General features: G+C 68.1%; 10 protein-coding genes. 4 read left to right on the forward strand and 6 right to left on the reverse strand.

Annotation, left to right across the window (positions count from 1 at the left end; genetic code table 11):
* Positions 1-6: 6 nt before the first annotated feature.
* From ACAH41_RS00340 to ACAH41_RS00350, 3 genes are all read right to left on the reverse strand, one after another.
* Positions 7-1,770: a GGDEF domain-containing protein gene (locus ACAH41_RS00340; RefSeq protein WP_325653271.1), complete on the reverse strand. Its 1,764-nt coding sequence runs from the start codon at positions 1,768-1,770 to the stop codon at positions 7-9.
* A 111-nt stretch (positions 1,771-1,881) separates the two neighbouring features.
* The gene (locus ACAH41_RS00345) at positions 1,882-4,182 is read right to left on the reverse strand and encodes an EAL domain-containing protein (RefSeq protein ID WP_325653270.1); all 2,301 of its coding nucleotides are present in this window, start codon (positions 4,180-4,182) and stop codon (positions 1,882-1,884) included.
* Positions 4,179-4,559 (reverse strand): Hpt domain-containing protein, encoded by a 381-nt coding sequence (locus tag ACAH41_RS00350; RefSeq protein WP_325653268.1) that lies wholly within the window; start codon positions 4,557-4,559, stop codon positions 4,179-4,181. The genes ACAH41_RS00345 and ACAH41_RS00350 overlap by 4 nt, the downstream gene beginning before the upstream one ends.
* Before the next feature lie 232 nt (positions 4,560-4,791).
* Here ACAH41_RS00350 and ACAH41_RS00355 point away from each other — a divergent pair, with 232 nt between their 5' ends.
* Positions 4,792-6,435 carry an ATP-binding protein gene (locus ACAH41_RS00355; protein WP_325653266.1) on the forward strand — a complete coding sequence of 548 codons (1,644 nt, stop codon included), beginning with the start codon at positions 4,792-4,794 and terminating at the stop codon, positions 6,433-6,435.
* A 42-nt stretch (positions 6,436-6,477) separates the two neighbouring features.
* Here ACAH41_RS00355 and ACAH41_RS00360 read toward each other — a convergent pair whose 3' ends face one another.
* The 3 genes from ACAH41_RS00360 to ACAH41_RS00370 form a co-directional block, all read right to left on the reverse strand.
* On the reverse strand, positions 6,478-7,170 hold the full coding sequence (locus ACAH41_RS00360) for a response regulator (protein WP_325653264.1): 693 nt from the start codon (positions 7,168-7,170) through the stop codon (positions 6,478-6,480).
* Positions 7,171-7,236: 66 nt separating this feature from the next.
* Entirely contained in the window at positions 7,237-10,206 is a 2,970-nt protein-coding gene (locus ACAH41_RS00365) for a PAS domain S-box protein (RefSeq protein ID WP_325653262.1), read from the reverse strand.
* A gap of 136 nt (positions 10,207-10,342) precedes the next feature.
* Complete coding sequence (locus tag ACAH41_RS00370) at positions 10,343-10,969, reverse strand: TetR/AcrR family transcriptional regulator (RefSeq protein ID WP_325653260.1); 627 nt, start codon at positions 10,967-10,969, stop codon at positions 10,343-10,345.
* A gap of 117 nt (positions 10,970-11,086) precedes the next feature.
* Between ACAH41_RS00370 and ACAH41_RS00375 the strand changes: the two genes are divergently transcribed.
* The 3 genes from ACAH41_RS00375 to ACAH41_RS00385 form a co-directional block, all read left to right on the forward strand.
* Positions 11,087-11,845, forward strand: coding sequence for an SDR family NAD(P)-dependent oxidoreductase (locus ACAH41_RS00375; RefSeq protein WP_325653285.1), 759 nt, complete (start codon positions 11,087-11,089; stop codon positions 11,843-11,845).
* Positions 11,846-11,926: 81 nt separating this feature from the next.
* Positions 11,927-12,661 carry an NAD(P)-binding domain-containing protein gene (locus tag ACAH41_RS00380; RefSeq protein ID WP_325653258.1) on the forward strand — a complete coding sequence of 245 codons (735 nt, stop codon included), beginning with the start codon at positions 11,927-11,929 and terminating at the stop codon, positions 12,659-12,661.
* Between the two features lie 255 nt (positions 12,662-12,916).
* On the forward strand, positions 12,917-13,873 hold a 957-nt coding region (locus ACAH41_RS00385), incomplete at its 3' end, for a tripartite tricarboxylate transporter substrate-binding protein (RefSeq protein WP_370538114.1).

The raw sequence follows: 13,873 nt of genomic DNA on the forward strand, positions 1-13,873 counted from the left end.
AGTGCGTCAGCCGATGCAGGTCCGGTTCTTCCCGGTGCGCTTGGCTTCGTACAGGGCTTCGTCGGCGCGCTCCAGCGTCTCCTCCAGCGTGTCGCTGCCGCGGTAGGTCGTCACGCCAGCCGAGAAGGTCACGAAGACTTCCTTGCCCTCGTGCATGAACAGGCTGGCGCTGAGCAGGCGCTGCAGGCGGGTGAGCACCTGCTGGGCTTCGTCCACCGGCGTGGCCGGCAGCAGCACGACAAATTCCTCGCCGCCGAAGCGCGCCACCACGTCGCCCGGGCGCAGTGAATCGCGCACCCGCTGTGCCAGCGCCACCAGCGCCTGGTCACCGGCGGCATGGCCGAGCTGGTCGTTCAGGCGCTTGAAGTTGTCAATGTCCAGCAAGCTGACCGACAGCGGCTTGTCTTCGCGCTGCAGGCGGGCCTGTTCGACGCTGAACAGCTGGGCCAGGCCGCGGCGGTTGGCGACCTGGGTCAGCGCGTCGGTCGAGGCTTCGTCGGACATGCGGCGCAGTTCGCCTTCCAGCGTGCGCACCTGGGCTTCGAGTTCGCTGGCGCGGCTGCGGCCGTCCTGCAGGCGCTCGCGGGTGGCGTGCACCAGCCCGTGCACGCTGCGGCTCTCGGAAACCATTTCGCGCACCACGCCGGCCAGGCTTTCGAGCGAGTCGGCCTGGTCGATGGTGTCGGCATAACGCTGCATGCTGTCGCTGAAGCGGCCGGTGTGCTGGTCGAGTTCACCCAGCTCGCTGAGCATCTGGTGGATCAGCGCCTTGAGGGCGTCGCGGGCCTGGTCACGGTCACCGCGCAATGCGCCCTGGCGCTGGCGGGTGCTGGCCAGCAGTTCGCTGGCGGCATGCACCGCACGTGAACTGGGGCTTTCGCCCAGGCGCTCCCGCAGGCTTTCCAGCTGGCCCTGGACCCAGGAATCGTCCTCGGCCAGCTCGGCCAGGCTGCCGGCGAGTTCGCGGCTGAGCTGGTAGGTCTGGTTCAGCAAATGGTGGCGGTGCGACAGCAGCCTGCGCGCACGCTCGCACACGTCCGCCACCTGGCGCGCCAGCTCGGCGCTGGCACCTTCGGTGGCCAGGCGCTGCGCGAGGGCGGCCAGTTCGTCGGCCAACGCGGCCGCACGCGGCGCGTCCGGCGGCAAGGCGGCGCCGACGGTGCCGGCCAGCGGCGTGACGATGGCGGGCCAATGCAGCTGGCGTGCAGCCTCGACCGTTGCCGCCGGTGTGGCAGCGGCTGTCGCGGCCAGCTCGGCGTCCAGCGCCTTGTCGCCGGTGGTCGCGGCTTCGCCGTCGCTGTCCCAGTTGCTCATCAGTTGCTTGAGGCGGTGCTGCAGGCGCTGCATGTCGCTGCGGCTGCTGTCGAGCACGCGCTGCAGGCTGTCCTTCTTGCGCGCCAGCGTCCATTGCTTGCCACCGCGCTCCAGCCCGCGGGCCAGGCGTTCGATCATCTGGGCCCAGGCCTGCGACTGGGCGCCGAGGCTGCCGCCGGAGCGCTCGACGACCCGCATCGCCTGGTCCCACTGGCCCTGCAGCACGGCCTGCTGCAGCTCGGCGCGCTGGGCGGGGTCGTCGGTCAGGCGCTGCACCAGCTTGTCGATCACCGGTTTGGCGCGCGCTGGCAGCGCAGCGGCGGCGACCTTCCCGCCCGATTCCTCCGCCCAGGCCTGGGCATAGTTCTCCGGTGTGGGTTCCTGCTTGGCCAGGGCCAGGCGACGCAAGGCCGCCTTGGCAATCTGGGCCGGGGTCAGTTCGGTCACGCTGCTCATCGTCTTCTTGTCGGCACCGCCGGCAGGGACTTGAGGGCTGGGCGGCCCGGCCCGCGCAAAGCCACGGCCGGCGTGAAGTCGGCACGCTGCGGGCGTGCCGGCAAGCCAGCTTCAGCGGCGGCGGCGCGAGGTGGTGGTGGCGGTGCCGCCGCTGGTCGCAGCGACCGCCGCAGGGGCCACGACGGGTTCAGGCTCCGGCTCGTCCTGCACCGGCAAGGCCTCCAGCGCCGGGCCAGGCGCCAAGGCAGCGTGCGAGCGCAGCCAGCCCGGCAGGTCGGAGCCGGGCATGGGCCGGCCGATCAGGTAGCCCTGCATCAGCCGGCATTGCAGGCTGCGCAGCAGGTTCATCTGCGCACTGGTCTCCACGCCTTCGGCGACCACGCGCAGGTTCAGCGCCTGCGCCAGCGAAATGATCAGGTGGATGACCTCGCTGGCCTTGGGCTCGCGGCCCAGCTTGTTGACAAACGAGCGGTCGATCTTCAGTTCGGAGATCGGCAGCTCGGTCAGGTACTGCAGCGACGAATAACCGGTGCCGAAATCGTCGACCGAGATCTGCACGCCCACTTCGTTGAGCCGGCGCAGCGTGGGCAGGATGCTTTGCAGGTCCTTCATCAGGCTGCTCTCGGTGATTTCGAGCAGCAGCATGCGGTGCGGAATGCCATGCGGACTGACTGCAGCATGGATCAGCTCGACCAGGTCGTGGCGCAGGAACATGCGGCCGGGCATGTTGACTGCGATGGACTCGGCGAAGCCAAAGCCCACCTGCCATTCGCGCGCCTGGCGCGCCGCCTCGCGCAGCGCCCATTCGCTGAGCGGCACGATCAGACCGGTTTCCTCGGCCATCGGGATGAACTCGTTGGGGGGCACCAGCGTGTCGCCGCGGCGCCAGCGCATCAAGGCTTCCACGCCGACCAGCCTGCCGGTCTGCGCCTCGACCTTGGGCTGGTAATACAGCACCAGCTCATTGCGCTCGATGGCCTTGTGCAGCGCAGTTTCCAGCTCCAGCTTCTCGCGGTCACGCACCGCAAGGTTGGGCGAATAGGTCATCGCATCGTTGCGGCCGCGGTCCTTGGCGGCATACATCGCCACGTCGGCATTGCGCATCAGGTCGGCCACGGTCTGGCCGTCGCGCGGGTACAGCGCAATGCCGATGCTGGCGGTGGCGAAAAACTCCTGGTCGGCCACGTAGACCGGTTCGCGCAGCGCTTCGAGGATGCGCGTGGCGACGGCCTGCGCGTCGGCCTCGCCGGCGACCTCCGGCAGCAGCGCGACGAATTCGTCGCCGCCCAGCCGGCCCACCGCTTCCAGTGCCCGGTGGAAACGCGCGCCGACCGCCTCGACGGTGCCGTCGAAGATCTGGTCGCTGTGGCGCACGCAGCTGCGCAGCCGCATCGACACCGAGAGAAGCAGTTCGTCGCCGGCCGAATGGCCCAGCGTGTCATTGATCTTCTTGAAGCGATCCAGGTCGATCATCAGCACCGCCATCTGGTGGCCCATGCGGCGCGCCTGCTCCAGTGCGCGCTCGGCGCGCCAGTGCAGCTGGCGGCGGTTCGGCAGCTGGGTCAGCGGGTCCTTGTTGGCCAGCTTGCGGATCGAGTCTTCGGCCTGGTGGCGTTCGGTCACGTCCTGCACGATGCCGGTGTAGCCGATGCATTGGCCGTATTCGCCGAACTCCGGTTCACCTTCGACGTGGATGATGCGGTTGCGCTTGACGCCGCGCGACAGCGGCACGTCCATCGCAATGCCGAACACCTGGCGCACGATCTGGCGCACGCCGCGCACCAGCGAATGCCGCTCGTCGCGCGTCATCATGCGCAGCAGGTCGCGGAAGCTGAGGTGATCGTCCGGCCCGCTGCCAAACACGCGCAGCGCCTCTTCCGAGAGGTCCAGCCCTGCCGGCAGGCCGTGGCCCGGCTCCTGCCACCATTCGAAGCTGCCCATGCGGGCCAGGTCCTGTGCGCGCGCCAGCTTGGCCCGGCTGCGGATCAGCTCCTGCTGGGTGCGGGCCGAGCGCAGCATGTAGCGCAGCCGGCCTGCAAGCAGGCTCCATTGGTTGGACTTGACGAAGAAGTCGGTCGCACCGGCATCGTAGGCGCGCTGGATGGACGCTTCATCGGCCAGGCCGGTCAGCATCAGCACCGGCACGTTTTCCAGGCCGTACATGTTGCGCAGCTCTTCGCAGGTCTCGAAGCCATCGAGCCCGGGCATGCGCGCGTCCAGCACCACCAGGTCGGGTATCCAGCCGCCGAGGATGCGCAGCGCCTCATCGCCGTTGTTGGCCTGGGTGACGTCGAAGCCGTGCTGGGTCAGCGCGGCGGCCACCAGCATCAGGTTGACGTCATCGTCGTCAACCAGCAGCACCTTGGGCCGTTCCTCGGTCAAGGGCAACGCCGAGGCATTGCTTCCCATCATGCGGCCCCGCCTTCGAGCAAGGCCCGGACGGCGGCGTCGGCAGCCACTGCGGCCGACTCGAATTTCAGCGCCAGCGCCGGCACCCGCTCGGGCTGGTCCAGCCGCACCGCCTCTTCCAGCGCCGCACACAGACGCGACAGCGGCAGCGCGCCCACGCTGGCCGAAGCCGACTTCAGCGCATGGGCCGCGTGCGACAAGGCCTTCAGGTCACCCGACGCAGTCGCGGCCGCGACCGCCTCGCGCTGGTTTTGCAGCGAGCGAAGAAAGGTGTCCAGCACCCGCTTGACGAAGCCCGAACTGCCCTGGGGGTCGAGCGCCCGCAGCTGGTCGAGGCTGGCGGAGTCCAGCACGGGTGCGTTGTCGCCGGCATCTTGCATCTTGCAATCTTGTCCGGTCGGGGTGCCGACCGGCAGTTGGTTATGTCGCCATTCTGCCTTCGCCACACGCGATTTTGGCACTCCCAAGGAAACGGCTCTGCGGAAGCATCATGCGGCATCCCATGCACGTCAAGGCGGAATTGCCGCCATCGTGAATACGAGCAGCGGGAATATGTCGCGCGGCTGCGCCGTTTGCTCCTTGCAAGGGGATCGTCTCCTTACAATCCGCGCCATGCGCCGATCCCTGTCTGCCAGCGCGTTCGCCCCGGCGTCTGCCCGCGCATCGCGCGGGCGCAGCCTCACGGCCACGGTGCTGTGGGCTGGCCTGCTGGCGCTGGCCATCCTGCTGGTGTGGTCGCTCGCCGCCGCGCCGGGCAATCCCGATGGCCTGAGCGGGCCCTGGTCCTGGCTGCCGATGCTGGCCTTCGGCGGCGTGTGTGCGCTGGCCGGCCTGTTGTGGGGCCGCCAAAGCCTGGCGCATCAGCTGCGCAGCGCCACGCAAAACGAACAAAGCCTGACCGAACTGGCCGACAGCTTTGTCTGGCGCAGCGACGCCCAGCACCGCGTGCAGGGCTGGCGCCCGCCGCATGGTGCAGCGCCCGCGGCCTGGGTGGCCGAGCAGGCGCTGGGCCTGAAGCTGTTCGACCGTTTCGAGGTACTGGACCCCGACACCCGCCCCGGCGCACTGCAGGCCAGGCTGGACGCGCACGCACTGGTCCCTGGCCTGCGCGTGGTACGGCTGGGCATGCCGGGCCAGCCGGTGTGGCGCTTGCGCGCACTGCCGCAGTTCGATGCCCATGGCGGCTTCCTCGGTTACCTCGGTACCGCCACCCCGTTGGGCGAGAGCGAACAACGCGTGTTCGACCAGGCCGTTCTGCAGCGCCTGTGGCCCGAGCTGGACGTGGCCGCAGTGGCGCTGGTGCCGGACGGCCGCGGCTGGCGCATTGCCGCGATCAGCCCCGACGCCGCCCGCCTGCTGCAGCTCGACCCGCATGCCCCCGAGGGCATGCGCGACTGGGCAGGCGCACTGGCCAAGGCGCCGCGCGAGCTGATCGGCGTGATCGAAGGCCTGGCCCCGGGCCAGAGCGCCACCACCGACCAGTGGCAACTCGAAATGCTGCCACTCGACAGCGAGACTGGCCAGCAGCCCGGCCGGCTGCTGCTGCTGCGCCCGCTGCCCGGCGCCGCACCCGAAGAAGCGGCCATCAGCGCGGCCGACCACGAGTCCTTCATCTACTCGGTCTCGCATGACCTGCGCGCGCCGCTGCGCGTGGTCGAAGGTTTTGCGCGCATCCTCAAGGAGGATTACGGCCGCTTCCTGGACCGCATCGGCAACGACCACGTCGACCGCGTGCTCTCGGCCGGCGCGCGCATGAACAGCATGATCGACGCGCTGCTCGCGCTGTCGCGCCTGCAGTCGCAGCCGCTGGCACGCAAGCCGGTGGACTTGTCGCAGCTGGCCGGCTTCATCATCGAAGACCTGCGGCGTGAAGCACCGGACCGGCAGGCCAGCATCCACATCGAAGCCGGCCTGGTGGTGCAAGGCGACCCGACGCTGCTGCGCATTGCGCTGGAAAACCTGCTGGGCAACGCCTGGAAATACAGCGGCCAGAACCCGCACACCACGATCGAATTCCGCTGCGAACGCCAGGCGGATGGCCGCCGCGTCTACGTCGTCGCCGACCAGGGCGCCGGCTTCGACATGCGCTTCGCCGACCGCCTCTTCGGCGTCTTCCAGCGCCTGCACAGCCCCACGGATTTCCAAGGCACCGGCGTCGGCCTGGCCTCGGTGCGCCGCATCCTGCGCCGGCACGGCGGCGACATCTGGGCCGAATCCGAAGTCGGCAAGGGCGCGCGCTTCTACTTCACCGTCTGATCCGCCCGATGGCCGCGGCCTGCGGCCGAGCTCGGCGGAGATTCAAGCATTGCCGGGGCGCGCCAGCAGTTCGACCGCATCCACCAGCGCGGCTGCCTGAGCGGCAAGGCTGCGGCCATCGGTTTCGGCCAGCCGTACCAGCCGCGCCAGCGCTTCGGTGCGCGGCAGCGAGTAGCGGTGCATCAGCACGCCGACCGCCAGTGGGATCGGGTCGGCCAGCGCCCCTGCAGGCTGTGCGAGTTGTTGGGCCACCACGGCAGGCGTGGGTGCGGCGACCGGCGTAACTGAGAACGCCGGCGCCACAACGGCTGGTGCGGGCGCAGAGGCCGCCGGACGGCCACGCCTTGCCCGCACGGCCGCGACCGCCGCTTCCACCGTCGGCACGATCTGCGCGATGTCCAGCGGCTTGACCAGGTAGGCCACGGCACCGAGTTCCTTGACCTTGGCCACCGTGGCCGCATCGGCAAAGGCCGACAGGAACATGAAGGGCATGGACAGCGACTCGCGCAGGTAGTCGGCCACGTCGAAGCCCGACTTGCCTTCCATGCGGATGTCCAGCAGCGCCAGGTCCGGCCGGTGCTCACGCGCCAGCAGGATCGCGTCGTCGCCGTTGTCGGCGTCGATCACGTCGAAACCCGCGCGCGACAGCCCGTGGGTGACGGTGGCCAGGACCAGGCGGTCGTCATCAACCACCAGGACCTTGCCTTTGCTGTTCATCGAGAGGGAATCGGACATGGCGCGGATTTTCGCTGAACTGCTGCGAACGAGGTCACCAAATATGGCGGGCGAAAGCCGGCACGCTCACAGCGGCTCCAGCAGTGCGACCGCCGGCGGCACCAGCCGCAGCCTGGCCACCACGGCCTCGCCTTCCTGGGTCAGCGAAATCGTCGCCCCCTTGCGCGGCAACAAGGCCCGCACCAGGCCCAGGCCCGAGATGCCGGAAGGAATCTGCGCCAGGCTGAAGTCCGGCGCCAGCCGGCCCGGATTCAACACACACAGGCTGACCTCCGCCTCGCCGCAGATCATGCGGCAGACGATCACCCCGCCCTCGCTGTGCTTGATGGCATTGGTCAGCAACTCATTGACCGTGAGCGCCACCGGGATCGAATCGGCCTCGGTCAGCGCGAAGCGATGCGGCGCCGGGCCCTGCACTTCCACTTCGATCTGCCGGCCGAACATGCGCTGCACCGACTGGGCGATGGCCTCCATCACGCCGCGCACCCGCAGCGGCCCGGTCATGCCCACCTGCAGCCCGTGCACCTGGGCGATTGCATGCACCTGGCTCACTGCTTCGGCAATCGCCGGGCCGGCGGCGGGCGTGCGCTGCGCGCTCTGCTGCAACAGGCCGGCAACACCCTGCAGGTTGTTCTTGATGCGGTGGTGCACTTCCTTGACCAGCATCTCGCGCTGGGCAATGGCGGCTTCCAGCCGCGCCTCGTCGGCCGCGCGCTGCTCGGTCACGTCGCTGGCCACCAGCAGCAGCTGCGCGCCCGCCTCGCCCGGGTCCACCAGCGAGACGATGCGCATGTCCCACACCTGGCCCGGCTCGCCGCTCTCCGGGTCGGCCGCGCGGTGCAGCTCGCGGCGCAGCGTGTCGGCAGCTTCCTGTGCCCGGTGCAGGTCTGCCGACAGCGCAGCCGCCTCCGGCCCCGGCAGCCACAGCGCCGGCTGGCGGCCCAGGATCTCGGCGGCAGGGCGGCGCGCAAACGCCGCCATCATCTGGTTCAGCTGCAGCACCTGCTGGTTGTTCGCATCAAACAGCGCAATCGCCAGCGGTGCGGTCTCGATGATGCGCTGCAGGCTGGTGCGGGCCTGGGTGATCTGGTTCTCGGCCTCGCGGCGGCGCTCGATGTCCAGCAGCGCAAAGGTCAGCTGCTGCCCGCCGCCCTGGTCCAGCCCGGTGACCACGGCATTGCCAACGACCCAGAAAGTGCGGCCATCGCGGCCCACCAGCCGGCATTCGAAGGTCTCGGCCTGGCCCTCCTGCAGCGTGGCCAGCCAGTCGGTGCGACGCAGCGGATGGTCGGCCTCGGCCGAAGCGACCACGCTGATCGGCTGGCCCAGGAAATCCGACAACTCGCCGCCGAACATGCGCCGCGCCGAGCGGTTCATCCACTCGATGCCCTTCTCGCCCAGCGTGACGATGCCCACCAGCACCGAATCCAGGATCGCGCGCGTGCGGTCGGCCTGCGCCAGCAGCGACTCGCGTGCGCGCCGCCGCTCGTCCACGCTGACAAACGAGCTGATCGCGCCGGCCGTCGGATCATTCGCGTCCACCGGCCGATGGCTGACCTGCACCCACAGCTCGGTGCCGTCGCGCCGGCGGATGCGGCGCTCGCCGCGGGCCCGGCCGTGCAAGGCCAGGTCGCGCTTTTCCTGCGCCAGGTGATGCTGGTAGACACGCTCGTCTTCGTACAGCTCGGCCAGCGGCAGGCCTTGCAGCTCCGCCTGGCTGTGCCCGGTCAACTCGGCCATGGCCTGGTTGGCCCGCTCGATGCGCCCTTCGCGCTGATGCACGATGCCCACGTCCGACAGGCTGAACATCAGCTCGCGTTCACGCTCCAGGCCTTCCAGCTCGGCCTGCTGGGTGCGCAGCCGGGTCACGTCGGTCAGCACCGCGACCGCCTCGTCCTGCCCGGGGCTGGACACACCGGCACGGCGCAGCGCCAGCGAATACCAGACCGGCTTGCCCGAGGCCTGCGCGCGGGCCGGCTGGAACTGGGTCTCGAAACTGCCTTGTTCGGCCAGCGTGGCCAGCGCCTGGCGCGCCGCCGTGCCGGTCACGCCGCAGCGCGCCAGCAGCGCGTCCATGCTGAGTCCCGTGCCGTCACCTGGCGCCAGGTCCAGCAAGGCTTCGAAGCGCGCATTGCAGCGCGCCAGCCGCGGGCCGCGCAGGTAGGCAATGCCGGCCGGCGAAGTGTCGAGGATGGTCCCCAGTTCCTGCAGCAACTGCTCGTTGCGACGGCGGGCGTTCTCTTCTTCGGTCACGTCCAGCGTGACGACGCTGAAGCCATGGCGGCCATCGTCGCCCAGCGCTGTCGGCTCAACCCGCGTGAGCAGCCAGCGCCGTCCCATGTCGCGGTGGCGCACGGCGTAGCGCACCTCCACCCTCTGGCGCTGGCGCAGCGCGCTCTGCAGCCGCTCGTATTCGGGCAGCGATTCGGGCTCGACCAGGTCACGGCCAATCGACATCAGCCCCGCGCCCTGCCCGCCTGGCGCCCCATCGGCCGCGCCCTCTCCGGCATCCGGGCGACCGGGCGCGGCGGTGATCCAGCCGCGCGCCGGGTCGAAGGTCGCCACCCCCAGGCCGGCCGTGCCCATCAGGGCCGCAATCTCGATGCGCGACAGCTCCTGCGCGTCTTCCAGCTTGCAGTCTTCCAGCTGCACCAGCCAGCGCCGCGGCGCGCCATCCAGCGCGCGCGTGGTGGCGCGCAAGTGGCGCTGGCCCCCGGCAGCACTCGGCAGCCAACCTTCCATGCGGTGGCTCTGGCCCGGCCCGGGCATCGCGCCGGGCCAGCCGATCAGCTCGCACAGCGCGGGTGACAGGGCACCCAGCTGCGTCGCGTCCGCCACGCCCATCAGCGCCTGCATCGGCGCGTTGGCACAGGCAATTCGCCCGGTGCTCTCGCACGCCAGCAAAGCCAGCGGATTGATCTCCAGCAACGCCAGCAGTTCGGGCGGCAATGGCGCACCCGTCCAACTCGAAGTCACCAGCCCCGCCGATTCCGGCGCGGCCCGCAACGAAGGCAGCAGCTTGGATTTGAACGACATGGGCGCCAGCTTGAGGGGGAAAAGCCAGTTTAGCCCCCGGAGCATCGGGTCGAAGGGTTTGCAAGCCCCTCACACAGGGCCATCGCCAATGAAAGTCCAGTCCGGCGCCGCGCAACGGCGGATGCTCTTCCTGCTGTCAGCGGCCGTTCAGCGTGGCTTCGGCCTGGATCGGGTTGGATTGGATTTTGGGCACCTGGGAGCCGGGCGCGCCCACGCGCAGGCCGTCCATGACCAGGTCCATGAGCCGGCCAAGACGTGGTTGCCAGTCCCCGCGCGGATCGATCTGCCAAATGCCTGCGGTGGCCAGGAAGAAGTCGTCGGTGGTGACCCCCGGACGGATCGTTCCCGCTTTGTGGTTGGCGTCGAGCAGGAGTTGCGCCGCAGCAGGCACCGAAGCGTAGCCCGATGTTGTGCCCGGGCATGCGCGGTCACTGGCGGCCTGGCGGATCGCGTCGGGCAGGCCCGCCTTGGTCACCGCGTACTGGGCAAGACCATCCATCCACTCGCGCAGGGCTTGCTCAGGCGGCCGCGTCTGCAGCAATTCGGCCGCGAGATTGGCAACCTGTTCCATCTCGTAGCGGTAGATCTCGATGACGAGCGCTTCCCGGCTCGGGAAGTTTCGGTAGAACGTGGCTTGGCCGACACCGGCCTTCTTTGCAATGGCGCTGAGGGCCACGTCGGGGCGAAGGGTCAACTCGGCGACCGCTACTTTCAGGATGCGCTCGCGGTTCTCCAGTGCGTCAGAACGCAAACGTGTGTCCATCTCCGGCATTCCTTCTGTCAACCCGACTTGCTAAGCGGACAGTTGTCCGATATGCTTTGGAACAAGCGGATAACTGTCCGCTTGACCATTCTACCGGAACACTTTGAAAGGCTCTTCGTGAAAATCTCTGGCAACACCATCCTGATCACCGGCGGCACTTCTGGCATTGGACTCGGCTTGGCGCTGCGCTTGCACGAGGCCGGCAACAAGGTGATCGTCGCCGGCCGACGCAAGGAACTGCTCGACCGCATCACGACCGACCACCCGGGAATCGAAGCGGTCGTGCTCGATGTGGCAGACGGCGCTTCGATCATTCGCGCAGGCGAAGCGATCACCGCCCGCTACCCGGAACTGAACGTCCTGGTCAACAACGCCGGCATCATGCATTGGGAAGATGTCCGCGACGCCGCCGGCCTCCAGATTGCCGAAGACACGATAGCGACCAACCTGCTCGGGTCGATTCGCATGGTGTACGCCTTCTTGCCCCAGCTGTTGAAGAAGGCCGACGCAGCCATCCTGAACGTCTCCTCGGCTTTGGCCTTCGTCCCCTTTCCCGCCACGCCGACGTACAGCGCAAGCAAGGCCGCCATCCACTCGTTCACCGAGGCTTTGCGTGTCCAGCTTGCCGACACCTCGGTCCAGGTGATAGAGATCGTGCCGCCGGGCGTTCGGACAACTCTTTTAGGCCAGCAGGAATCCGAACAGGCCATGCCGTTGGAGGACTTCCTCTCGGAGACCATGGCCCTCCTGCAAGCCACTCCGCAGGCGCAAGAAATTGTCGTGGCGCACGCCAAGCCCATACGCGACGCGGTGGCCAACGGCGCGTACAGCAATCTGCTGACCATGTTCTCGACCATGAAGGGCCCGCAGAGCTGAACGATCAGCCGCGCATGGCCTGTTGCTGCTCAGCCAGGCTGAATGCGGCTCAGGTGCCCTCAAAACGAATCAGGAGTAATCATGAAAATTGGAATCATCGGCGCCGGCAACATCGGCGCAACGCTAGCCCGGAAATTGGTAGACGCCGGCCATGACGTGAAGCTGGCTAACTCGAAGGGACCAGAAACCCTGAAGGACATCGTCGACGGTACGGCAATCGCTGCCGTCACGCGGGACGAAGCGGTCAAAGATGTCGATGTCATCATCCTCTCCGTGCCGTTTGCTCGAAATCCGGAACTCGCGCCGGTGCTTGCCAATGTGCCGGCGGACGTTATCGTCGTCGACACGTCCAACTACTATCCGATGCGAGACGGCAGGATTGAAGAGGTAGACGCAGGAAAGCCGGACACCGTCTGGAGCAGCGAGCAGATCGGAAGGCCTCTGGTGAAAGCCTGGAACGCGCTCCTGTCCTTCACTCTGTCCGACTGCGGATCGAAAAGTGGCTCCGCCTCCAGGCTGGCCATACCGATCGGTGGCGATGATGTCTCTGCGAAATCCGTGGTATCGGGTTTGGTCAGCGAAACCGGTTTCGATGCCGTCGATGCTGGCCCGCTATCAGATTCCTGGCGCTTCCAACCGGGAACTCCCGCCTATTGCACGGAACTCGATGCAGCTGGCGTGACGACTGCGCTGTCGTCTGCTGACACAACTCGCGCTCCTCGCAACCTTGAGCTCGTTATGCAGGCCATCATGGACGGAAGTGTGCCGTTCGAACGTGAAGCGATGGTCGCCCTCAATCGCAAGGTATCAAGCTGAAAATGAGCCATAGGGTTTAGAACCCGATTGTGGTCAGCTGCGCAGCATTCGCTTGCTGCGTTCTCAGGAGCGTGCATCATCGGTTCACGAGCAGCCGCGGCCAGCTGAGCGTTGCCGGCGAATGCCGAAGCCGCCCGGGTGTGCCGGTGCTTTGAAGGCATCAAAACCAAGAAATCGGGCATTGGCCTTCGCCGAACGGGCCGACGATCATCCGAGCCACAGCGCCCTGAGTGGCGTGCCCACTTGGAGACAGACATGGACAAGATCGATCGGCGTACGTGGGGCCTTGCGATGGCCTCGGTTCTTCTTGCGGCGGCGGGCAATGCCCGGGCCGAGTTCCCGGAGAAACCCGTCACGCTGGTCGTGCCGTTCGCGGCCGGCGGCCCGAGCGACAAGATCGCACGCGACCTGGCCGAAGCCTTGCGCAAGCGGCTGAACCAGACCGTCATCGTCGAGAACGTCGGCGGTGCCGGTGGCACGCTGGGCACGGCGAAGGTGGCAACCGCAACGCCCGACGGCTACACCCTGCTGGTGCACCACATCGGCTTTGCGACGGCACCGACGCTGTACCGCAAGCTGCCCTACAAGGGCATCGAAGATTTCGCCTACCTGGGCCTGATCAACGAGGCGCCTTCGACCTTGATCGGCCGCACGACCTTGCCGGCGAAGGACTTCGCCGAGCTCCGCAAGTGGATTGCGGCCGATCCGACGAAGGTCAACCTGGCCCATGCGGGCGTCGGGTCCGCCTCGCATCTCTGCGGCCTGATGCTGCAGAGCGCATTGAAGGCGGAGATGACGACGGTGCCGTACAAGGGCACGGGCCCGGCCATGACCGACCTGATGGGCGGCACGGTCGACCTGATGTGCGAGCAGGCCACGAATGCCGTGCCCCAGATCGAAGGTGGCAAGGTGAAGGCGTTCGCGGTGTCCAGCAAGGACCGCATGACGCTGCCTGCACTGGCCGGCCTGCCGACGCTGGCCGAAGGCGGCCTGACCGACTTCAGCGTGACGGTCTGGCACGGGCTCTATGCCCCGCGCAACACACCTGCACCCGTGCTGAGCAAGTTGAATGAAGCGCTGCGCGGGGCACTCAAGGATCCGGAACTCATCAAGCGCCAGGAGGCGCTGGGGATCACCGTCGTGTCGGACGCCCGCGTCGAACCGGCGGCGCACAAGAAGTTTGTCGAAGCCGAGGTCGCGCGCTGGGCCAAG

This window comes from Ideonella sp., from assembly GCF_041287625.1.
Classification (GTDB): domain Bacteria; phylum Pseudomonadota; class Gammaproteobacteria; order Burkholderiales; family Burkholderiaceae_C; genus Ideonella.

What these genes read in the sequence shown, in the direction of transcription:
- ACAH41_RS00340 (WP_325653271.1), bottom strand. Translation starts at nt 1,770, where the DNA reads ATGAGCAGCGTGACCGAACTGACCCCGGCCCAGATTGCCAAGGCGGCC.
- ACAH41_RS00345 (WP_325653270.1), bottom strand. Translation starts at nt 4,182, where the DNA reads ATGATGGGAAGCAATGCCTCGGCGTTGCCCTTGACCGAGGAACGGCCC.
- ACAH41_RS00350 (WP_325653268.1), bottom strand. Translation starts at nt 4,559, where the DNA reads ATGCAAGATGCCGGCGACAACGCACCCGTGCTGGACTCCGCCAGCCTC.
- ACAH41_RS00355 (WP_325653266.1), top strand. Translation starts at nt 4,792, where the DNA reads ATGCGCCGATCCCTGTCTGCCAGCGCGTTCGCCCCGGCGTCTGCCCGC.
- ACAH41_RS00360 (WP_325653264.1), bottom strand. Translation starts at nt 7,170, where the DNA reads ATGTCCGATTCCCTCTCGATGAACAGCAAAGGCAAGGTCCTGGTGGTT.
- ACAH41_RS00365 (WP_325653262.1), bottom strand. Translation starts at nt 10,206, where the DNA reads ATGTCGTTCAAATCCAAGCTGCTGCCTTCGTTGCGGGCCGCGCCGGAA.
- ACAH41_RS00370 (WP_325653260.1), bottom strand. Translation starts at nt 10,969, where the DNA reads ATGGACACACGTTTGCGTTCTGACGCACTGGAGAACCGCGAGCGCATC.
- ACAH41_RS00380 (WP_325653258.1), top strand. Translation starts at nt 11,927, where the DNA reads ATGAAAATTGGAATCATCGGCGCCGGCAACATCGGCGCAACGCTAGCC.